This is a genomic window from Spirillospora sp. NPDC049652 (assembly GCF_040675125.1).
Lineage (GTDB): Bacteria > Actinomycetota > Actinomycetes > Streptosporangiales > Streptosporangiaceae > Spirillospora.
Genome location: NZ_JBFAOF010000372.1, coordinates 1 through 6,453, shown reverse-complemented (window position 1 = coordinate 6,453; position 6,453 = coordinate 1). Strand labels below are relative to the sequence as shown.

Here is a 6,453-nt window from a genome sequence, read left to right as displayed (position 1 = left end):
CGCCTCGGCCGGCTCGACGTGCGTGGCGTCCCCGCTCGCCCCGCCGTGCACGGAGAACCGTCCGCCGCGCGCGGTGACCTCGAACGCGGCGCGTCCGATCTCACCGCCGACGCCGTCGAAGACCAGCGTCGGGCCGACGCCGCCGGTCGCTTCGAGGACCTGCTTCGTCCAGCCGGGCTCGGAGTAGTCGATCGCCGCGTCCGCGCCCAGCTCCCGGACGAGCTCCAGCTTGCGCGCGCCGCGAGCAGCGCCGATCACGCGGGCGCCCGCCGCCTTGGCCAGTTGCACGAGCAGCGTCCCCACTCCCCCGGCCGCCGCCTCCACCAGGACGACGTCCTCCGGGACGAGCCGGGCCGTCTCGACCAGCCCCTGCGCCGTCGCGCCGTCGGTGCGCAGGGTGACGGCCTCCGGCAGGCCCAGGCCGTCCGGGACCGGGACGAGCTCGGTGACATCGGCGACGGCCCGCTCCGCGAACCCGCCGTTGCCCCCGGTGGACGCGACGACACGGCGTCCCAGCCAGGACGACTCGACGCCCGGCCCGACCTCGCTCACCCGTCCGCCGACCCGGCCGCCCGGCACGTACGGCAGCGACGGCACGGCGTGCCACTTGCCGACACCCCGCCTGATCTGCGTCTCCACATAGGACAGCCCCGCCACCTCGACGTCGACCACGACCTGCGCCGGCCCCGCCTCCGGATCGGCGACCTCCGCCGTGACCAGCCCCTCCGGCCCACCGAACCGCGTCACCTGCGCCACCCGCATGTCCACTCCCCACCTCGGAAAAACCCCAGCCTCCCCCCTCAACCCAACTTGAGGTCAACCTCTCATGCCCCGCTCCGTCAGGTAGCCCACCACCTCAGGGAAGTGCGTGGCTCGGGAGGGATCGGCGGGTCATTCTGTTGACCGTGTTCCACAAGACGCGGGGGCGGGAGACCGCCGCGCGCTCAAGGAATGCGCGGCCGAGCATGGTCATGCTCGGCAGGAGTACGAGAGGACGGCAGGTCGATGAACGGTGAGCGCAGTCCGCACAGCAGGTGGGAGCTCGGTGCGGGACGTGACAGCGCCGAGGTGCGGGCGGGGCGCGAGGAGGCGCGGCTCGCTTTCGAGTTGGGGAACGCGGTGCGTGAGAGGCGGCTGGCGCTCGGGTGGTCGCAGACCGAGCTGGCGAGGCGGGCCGGGATGACTCAGCCCGCCCTGTCCCGCCTTGAGGCCGGGGGGCCCACGCCCACGATCGGGGTGCTGGATCGGCTGGCGCAGGCGCTCGGCGCGAAGCTGACGGTGACGTTCACCGACGCGGCGTGAAGACGGGCCCGTTATCCACAGGGTGTGGATAACGGGCCGGGGCTGTCAGGCGAGGGTTTCGCGGAGCTTCTTGGCGAAGGCTTCGGGTTGTCCTGGGTAACCGGTTTCGGGTCCGGCGAAGCCGCCGTGGTGGCTGGGGAAGACGACGGCTTGCCGGCCGAGGAGGGCGGCGGTGGCACGGGCGGTGCGGCCGGTGAGGGCGTCGCCGGTCTCCTCGCCGACGGCGATCACGATGCGGGTGGGGGCGTTGATGAGGGCGGGGACGTCGGGTTGGTAGCCGGTGATCGGCCGGGACGCGTCGGACAGCAGGGGGTCGCCGCGGGTGCCGTCGTCTTCGGACGGCATGCCGAACGCGGCGGGGTCGGCGGTGGGCTGGGCGAAGTAGGCGTCGGTGAACTCGCCCTGCCAGGAGGTCATCGCGATGAAGGCGGCCATTCCGGCGAACAAGCCCTTGGCCTGGTAGGCGTCGCGGACGGCGATCCGGGCGCGTTCGGCGGCGTCGGCGTCGGGGAGGACGCGGATGAGGGGCGGTTCGTGCGCCACCAGTGTCGTCACGTCGCCGGGGAAGAGGGCGACCAGGGCGAGGGCGGTCACGGCGCCGCCGCTGCTGGCGAACATCTCGACCGGGCCCGCGTCCAGTGCCTCGATGATCGCGTGGACGTCGCGGGCCTGGGTTTCGGGGTCGTTGTCGGTGCGGCCGTCCTTGCGCCTGCTGCGTCCCAGGCCGCGCGGGTCGTAGGTGACCACGGTGCGGTCGCCGAAGTGCGGCGCGAGCGCGCGGAAGCCCTCGGCGGTCATGGGCTGGCCGATCATGACCAGCGGCGGCCGTCCGCCGGCCGTCGGGAGCGGCCCCTGGACGTCGTAGACGAGGTCCACCTCGGGCGATTCGAGCACGTTGAAGGTCATGTCGACTCCTGCGGATCCGCGAACTCGTCGGTTCGATCACCAGGCCCTCCCGGGCCCCTTTCCATCCCTTGGTCGGAGCCACCACCGACATCTCGACATCCCCGAGAAGAAAAAATGGCGATCAGTCGTCGCCGTCGTCTTCGTCGGTCTTCTCCTCCACGTCGGGCTCGCCGGTCGGGAAGGTGGCGAGGGTGTCCCAGGTGGGGGTGAGCGTCAGGGACTTCAGCCGCCAGCCGTACGGGGTGCGGACGGCGGTGCCGGTGATGACGGAGCCGACCACGTACACCCGCTCGGTGTCGAGCAGGACGTAGGTCGCGTTGGAGTTCACGCGCAGGGACGCCTCGTCGCCGTGCAGGTCGATGAGGTGGTTGGCGTACATGTGCTGGGACGTCCCGAAGGCGCCCATGGATTCGGCCAGGTAGTGGGACACGTCGGTCAGGCCGGTGTGCTCCTCCGACGGCCGGCCGACGGTCGCGTCCGGTGTGAACAGGGCGGCGAGGGCGTGGGCGTCGAAGGTGCGGTCGTCCAGGGCGCGCGCGTAGCGGTCCAGGAGGGTGACCAGTTCGGCGCGGTCGGCGAGGGCCGTCAGCCGTGCGTCCGCGGTCGGGTCGTGTAGCGCCATGCCCCGTCTCCGTTCGGGCCGATGATCTTTCGCTACCGAACGTAGCAAGACCGTGGCACCGGGCGACGGATCGGGGGGTGATCAGCGGCGGAACAGGTGGAACCGCTCCTCGCCGATGCGCTCGCGCAGGGCCGGGTCGTCCACGCCCTGGCCCTCGGCCGTCGCGCCGCACAGCACCGCGACCTTGCCGGTGTGCTGGTTGGTCTGGACGGCGCGGGTGGCCTCGCCCGCCTCCTCCAGGGGGTAGGACCGGGACAGGGTCGGGTGGATCATGCCGAGCGAGAACAGCCGGTTGACCTGCACGGCCTCGTGGTAGTTGAAGCCGTGCGAGCCGATGATGCTCTTCAGCCGCATCCACAGGAACCGGTTGTCGTACTCGTGCCTGAACCCGGTGGACGACCCGCAGGTGACGATCTTCCCGCCGCGCTTGGCGACGTAGACCGACGCGGCGAAGGTCTCGCGGCCGAGGTACTCGAACACGATGCCCGGGTCCTCGCCGACCTGGCGGCGGATGGCCTCGCCGAGGATGCGCCCGGCCTTGGGGTTGCGCAGGCCGCCCTCGCCGAGGTCGAGCTCGGTGCGGTCGATCACGTGCCGGCAGCCCTGCGCGCGGACGATCTCGGCCTTCTCCGGCGACGACACGACCGCGACCGGGATGCCGCCGCCGTTCAGGACGAGCTGGGTGGCGAACGAGCCGAGGCCGCCCGTCGCTCCCCACACCAGCACGACGTCGCCCTGCTTCATGCGCGCGCCGTGCGTCCCGACGAGCATCCGGTAGGCGGTGGCGGCGCACAGCGTGTTGGAGCCCGCCTCCTCCCAGGTCAGGTGGGCGGGCTTGGGGACGAGCTGGTTGGCCTTGACGACGCAGAAGTCGCCGAGGGAGCCGAAGTTGGTCTCGAACCCCCAGGCGAGCTGGGTCTCCGACATCATGCCGTCGTCGTAGGAGCCGTGGTCCTCCTCGTCCACGTAGGACGGGGAAATGACCACGCGGTCACCGACCTTCCAGTGCTTCACGCCCGCGCCGGTGCGGACGACGACGCCCGCCCCGTCCGAGCCGAGCACGTGGTACGGCAGGTCGTGCCGCGCGCCGTACCAGCCCTGCCGGCCGAACTTCTCCAGGAACGCGAACGTCGGCACCGGCTCGAAGATCGCCGACCAGACGGTGTTGAAGTTGATCGCCGCCGACATCACCGCGACCACGCACTCGTCCGGGGCGATCTCCGGCATCTCGACCTCGCCGACGTGGATCGACCGCCGGACGTCCTTGTCCTTCCGCCCCTCGAAGATCCCCACCTCTTCCTTCCGGGTGAAGGCGGCGCGGTAGCGCGCGGGCAGGTCGATCTCGGCGAGTTCCCGGCCGGACGCACCGGCCCGGACGGCGTCGAGCAGTTCGGACATGGGGGGTTCCTCCGCGGGGTCAGTGAGCCGGGGACAGGGCCGCCGGGTCGGCCGCAGCGGCCGAGGGGGCAGGGGCGGCCGCGGCGTCGGGGGCGGCGGCGAGCCGGCCGTCCAGGTGCGCGGCGAGCAGTTCCACACCGGGCGGGTCGAGCAGGTTGAGGTGGTGCGCGCCGGGGATCGTGACCTTCTCCAGGGCGGGGCAGAGCGGGCCGAACCCGTTCGTCCCGTCCAGGACGTAACGGGCGTCCTTCACCGCCCAGGGGGTCTCCTCGGGCGCGTAGTAGAGGATGACATGCCCGTCGTAGGGGCGGGGCTCGTACGTCTCAAGCGACCGGGTGTCCTGGTGCGAGGTGAGCTGGTGGTGCAGCGCGGCGGGCGGGATCAGCTCGGCGAGCGGCGCGGCGCGCTCCATCACCAGCGCGAACTGCTGCTCCTCCGGCAGCCCGGCGAGCTCCTCGTAGGTGAGCGCGACGTCCAGGCCGTAGGTCTCGTTGATGTAGTCGGTGAACGCGGCGAAGCGGCGGGCGAGCGTGTCGGACTCGTCCTCGACCGGCAGCGGGAGCCCGGCGTCGAACAGCGCGACGAACTCCACCTCGCGTCCGGCCTCGCGCAGGCGGCGCGCCGTCTCGTAGGCCAGGACACCGCCGAACGACCACCCGGCCAGCCGGAACGCGCCCTCCGGCTGTGCCTCCACCAGGTGCCGGACGTAGCGGTCGGCGCGCTCCTCTACCGAGGGCGCGTCGTCGAACCGCTCCAGCCCGTACACCGGCTGGTCGTCGCCGAGCAGCTCGACGAGCTGCCGGTAGCAGGCGGTGGTGCCGCCCGCCGGGTGCGCGATGAAGACCGGCCGCCGGGTCCCGGACGCCTTCAGCGGCCGGACGATCTGCCGCGCGGCCTCCTCGTCGGCGGCCCGCACGTACTCGGCGACGTGCTCGGCCGTCGGCGTCGCGAACAGCTCCCCGCGGGTCGTCTCGCCGCCAAGCTCCCTGAGCAGCAGCGCGACGACCTCGTCGGCCTGCGCGTCGGTGCCGCCGAGGTCGGCGTAGAAGTCGGCGACGACGGAGACGCGGTCGAGGCCGAGGACGTCCTCGAAGAACCGGACGGCCAGGCGCTCGGCGGCGTCGCGCGGCATCACGTACCCGACCTCGGCATTGGAGACGGCGTTGGCGGCGGCGTGGGGCGGGACGGGAGCGGCGACATCCGCCAGGCCCAGCTCCTCGGCGGCCCACTCGTCGAACACGTTCACCGAAGCGCCCTTGAGCAGCACCGACGCCGGGACGGTCAGCCCGAGGTCGTGCTCGACGCCGCTCTTGATCCGGACGGCGACCAGCGAGTCCAGCCCGAGGTCGGTGAGCGGGACGGCCGGGTCGAGCCGGTCGGGCGCGAAGCCCAGCACGGACGCGATCCGCCACCGGATCTGGGCGGCGACGCGGGCGCGCGCCTCGGCCGGGGGAAGCGCCTTGACGGCCTCGATGCCGGGCCAGTCGCCCGCCTCCGGGACCTCGGCCGGGACGGCCTCGGTGAGCGCCGCGAAGTACGGCATCTTCGCGATCTCGGGGAACAGGCCCACGGCCGCGGCCGGGTCGAAGCGCAGCACCCCGGCGGCCGTCGCGTCGGCCGCGACGAGCGCCTCCAGCGCCTGCGCGCCCTCGTCCGGGGTGATCGGCTCGATGACCGCGACCTTCAGCTCGGCGGCCCCGCCGACCTGCGACCACGTGCCCCAGCCGATCGCCGTGGCCGGGCGGCCGTGCGCCCGGCGGTGCGCCGCGAGCGCGTCCAGCGCGGCGTTCGCGGCGGCGTACGCGGCCTGGCCGGGCGAGCCGAGCAGCGCGGCGGCCGAGGAGTGCAGGACGAACCAGTCGAGATCGGCGTCCCAGGTCGCCTCGGACAGCGCCCGCGCGCCGTCCACCTTCGCCGCCCACACCCGGTGCAGGTCGTCCGGGCCGAGATCGGCGACCATCCGGTCGTCGATCGCGCCCGCGCCGTGCAGGACGCCGCGCAGCGGCACCCCGCCCTCGCGGGCCGCCGCGACGAGGCGTCCGGCGACACCGGGTTCGGCGATGTCGCCGAGGACGACATCGACGTCCACGCCGTCCTCGCGCATCCGCGCGATGGCCTTCTCGGCCTCGGCGGACGGCCCGGACCGTCCGGACAGCACGATCCGGGCGGCCCCGCGCTCGGCCAGCAACCGGGCCGTGACCAGCCCGATCCCGCCGTATCCGCCG

6 protein-coding genes are annotated in these 6,453 nt (G+C 73.1%); 1 reads left to right on the top strand and 5 read right to left on the bottom strand.

Going from position 1 to position 6,453, the window contains the following annotated elements:
* On the bottom strand, positions 1-762 hold a 762-nt coding region (locus AB0J52_RS22380; RefSeq protein ID WP_500183834.1), incomplete at its 3' end, for a zinc-binding dehydrogenase.
* A 243-nt stretch (positions 763-1,005) separates the two neighbouring features.
* On the opposite strand from AB0J52_RS22380, the gene AB0J52_RS22375 reads away from it, so the two are divergent.
* Positions 1,006-1,302 carry a helix-turn-helix domain-containing protein gene (locus AB0J52_RS22375; protein ID WP_500183833.1) on the top strand — a complete coding sequence of 99 codons (297 nt, stop codon included), beginning with the start codon at positions 1,006-1,008 and terminating at the stop codon, positions 1,300-1,302.
* A 45-nt stretch (positions 1,303-1,347) separates the two neighbouring features.
* Here the strand turns inward: AB0J52_RS22375 and AB0J52_RS22370 are convergent, their stop codons facing one another.
* From AB0J52_RS22370 to AB0J52_RS22355, 4 genes are all read right to left on the bottom strand, one after another.
* The gene (locus AB0J52_RS22370; RefSeq protein ID WP_500183832.1) at positions 1,348-2,208 is read right to left on the bottom strand and encodes an alpha/beta fold hydrolase; all 861 of its coding nucleotides are present in this window, start codon (positions 2,206-2,208) and stop codon (positions 1,348-1,350) included.
* Positions 2,209-2,329: 121 nt separating this feature from the next.
* A complete protein-coding gene (locus tag AB0J52_RS22365) occupies positions 2,330-2,830 on the bottom strand; it encodes a nuclear transport factor 2 family protein (RefSeq protein WP_500183830.1) in 501 nt (166 codons plus the stop codon).
* Positions 2,831-2,911: 81 nt separating this feature from the next.
* Complete coding sequence (ccrA, locus tag AB0J52_RS22360; protein WP_500183828.1) at positions 2,912-4,228, bottom strand: crotonyl-CoA carboxylase/reductase; 1,317 nt, start codon at positions 4,226-4,228, stop codon at positions 2,912-2,914.
* A gap of 19 nt (positions 4,229-4,247) precedes the next feature.
* A partial coding sequence (locus AB0J52_RS22355) for an SDR family NAD(P)-dependent oxidoreductase (protein WP_500183826.1) occupies positions 4,248-6,453 on the bottom strand: 2,206 nt, incomplete at its 5' end.

Excerpts from the sequence above, each read along its gene's own strand:
- ccrA (WP_500183828.1), bottom strand. The coding sequence starts at position 4,228 with ATGTCCGAACTGCTCGACGCCGTCCGGGCCGGTGCGTCCGGCCGGGAA.
- AB0J52_RS22365 (WP_500183830.1), bottom strand. The coding sequence starts at position 2,830 with ATGGCGCTACACGACCCGACCGCGGACGCACGGCTGACGGCCCTCGCC.
- AB0J52_RS22375 (WP_500183833.1), top strand. The coding sequence starts at position 1,006 with ATGAACGGTGAGCGCAGTCCGCACAGCAGGTGGGAGCTCGGTGCGGGA.
- AB0J52_RS22370 (WP_500183832.1), bottom strand. The coding sequence starts at position 2,208 with ATGACCTTCAACGTGCTCGAATCGCCCGAGGTGGACCTCGTCTACGAC.